Origin of the sequence: uncultured Fibrobacter sp. (assembly GCF_937877005.1) — a bacterium.
Classification (GTDB): Bacteria; Fibrobacterota; Fibrobacteria; order Fibrobacterales; family Fibrobacteraceae; genus Fibrobacter.
Map to the genome: position 1 here is coordinate 1 of NZ_CALEFV010000044.1, position 1,654 is coordinate 1,654.

Consider the following 1,654-nt stretch of genomic DNA (forward strand, 5'->3'; position numbering starts at 1 on the left):
GCCGCAAATGCCCCACATAGAGGAAATGTTGATTATGTTTCCTTTGCCTGCCTTCGCCATATCAAGTGCAAATACCTGCGTGGTCAGCACTGCGGCGGTTACGTTCAGATCGAAAACAAAGCGGAAGCCGTCTGCGGAGAGGTTGAAGAAGTTCTTTCCGTCAAGCTTTTCAAGGCTCTCGGGGTTGAAGGTTTCGTCATCCGTGGTCGCTCTGGGATTGTTTCCGCCCGCGCCGTTGATCAGAATGTCGCAAGGACCGAAGGCCTTGTCAACCTCTACCTTTGCCGCCTCGATGCTTTTGGGGAAAAGTTCGTTGTTCTTGTACTGCGTGTTCTGCAAAAAGTCCAGTTGCGAGGGGTAGTACAAGTGCGTCGCCTCGACTGCGGCGTACTGCAACACGACCTCGTCCATCCCGAGCGCGTGCAGGCGCTGGTGCATGTGCGTGATGGAATCCTGCGACTGATAAGCCGTCGTCCAGCCCGCATCGAAAACACCGTTCAAGCCCGAGGAATTTGCGCCCGGCACCTCCGCGGCGTATGCTGTTTGAACCGCACCGACGAACAGCCCAACAACAAGCGAAACCACTCCGCACAAGAGCGCGTGGAGTGGTTTCCGGAATGTTAGCCGAGAAAAGAACATACTAGAAATATATAATTTTTACGAAAAAATCCGTTTGATGTTATTCACGCAAACAGTTCATCCTTCGTGACAACCCCTTGTGCAATGTCGGAATACATTCCTTGCGAAAGACCTTCACTAGCAATCATTGTAATCCAAGGTGAATGGCGAAGTCCCGTTTCCTTGGAAAACGCCTCCCTGCGATTCAGCAACTTTTGGTATTCGTCCTTGTCAATAGAATAAGGTGTCTGGCTGTATTTGATTTCGCAAAGGTTGACGATTTTGTCCGCTCGTTCAATGACGAGGTCAATTTGAGCTCCCGGTGTAGAACTTTTACTGCGCCAAGCGTAGCTGATTGTTGAAATGCCGTCGATTCGCAAAGCCTTTTTGATTTGCAGAATGTGCGACATGCAGATACGTTCAAACGACAGGCCCATCCAGGTATTGATTTCCGGAGCGTTGATGTGGTGCTGCCAATAATTGTTTTCCAGTTCGGCCTTTTGGATAAATGTCAACCAGAAAATGCAAAAGAAATCCGCCAGTTGAAAAACGAAATCATTTTTCTTGATTTTCTTTTCGCGGACGGGAATCTTGCGCAGCAGGTCACAATGCACAAGGTCGTCTAGCTTTTTGCCGAGGAATGCGTTGTTCGAAACCTTGAGTGATTCGGCGAGTTCCTTACGAGTTACGCCGTGCTTGCTTTCGCAAAGTTTCTTGACAATTTCAATGTAGCCTTCTGGACGATTGTAAAGTGTTGCAAAAAGACGCTTGAACTCACGGCGCATTTTTTCATCGGGACCGAAGAAAAGTCTGTCGATATTCTGCGTAAAGCTTTCCTTAGGAGAGAGAAGGCTCAAGTAGTAAGGTATGCCTCCGAACGCCATGTAGGCCTGCAATACGATATCGCGATTCCACTGAAATCCGTTTTCATTAAAGTACTCTTCGGTTTCTTTTAAGCAGAACGGATGAACGTGAATCTCTTGCGTGATGCGATCGTGAAGGCCGCCTTTGCTATCGACAATATTTGTAATCATCC

The 1,654-nt window shown here is 48.3% G+C and carries 2 protein-coding genes; both read right to left on the reverse strand.

From position 1 onward, the window contains the following. On the reverse strand, window positions 1-639 hold a 639-nt coding region (locus Q0628_RS02350), incomplete at its 3' end, for an SDR family NAD(P)-dependent oxidoreductase (RefSeq protein WP_298767967.1). A gap of 44 nt (window positions 640-683) precedes the next feature. Beyond that, the coding region (locus Q0628_RS02355) for a DUF234 domain-containing protein (protein WP_298767968.1) at window positions 684-1,654 on the reverse strand (971 nt) is incomplete at its 5' end.